The organism is Cognatundibacterium luofuense (assembly GCF_018139685.1).
Taxonomy (GTDB): domain Bacteria; phylum Pseudomonadota; class Gammaproteobacteria; order Burkholderiales; family Burkholderiaceae_D; genus Undibacterium; species Undibacterium luofuense.
On record NZ_JAGSPN010000456.1, the window covers coordinates 1 to 317 of the forward strand.

1 protein-coding gene is annotated in these 317 nt (G+C 36.9%); it reads right to left on the minus strand.

Annotated elements, in window-relative coordinates; genetic code table 11:
• A partial coding sequence (locus KDM89_RS21205; RefSeq protein WP_212689786.1) for a hypothetical protein occupies positions 1-229 on the minus strand: 229 nt, incomplete at its 3' end.
• Positions 230-317: the final 88 nt, after the last annotated feature.

The window sequence follows — 317 nt, forward strand, 5'->3', positions numbered from 1 at the left end:
TAATGCGCCCCATACATGGATTAACTACTATCTGCGCACGATGTTTCTTGGAATAATGAAAAATTTTGTGAATATCATTACGATCTTTGGGATAAGCAATTCCATCAGGAAATAAAGGGCCAATGCGGTTTTCTCTGCGAGTAATTATTTTTGTATCGATAAAATCACGAGCCGGCAACCGGCTGGAATTGATCGTTTGAGTTCGCAGGAGAACAGATTGGTTTTTCATTGTTGGCAGAGATTGTATTGATCAAAACATTAAGGAATTTTGGCGCATTTTTGAGTAAAATCATTTAGCCTTTTTTCATTCTGGTTAT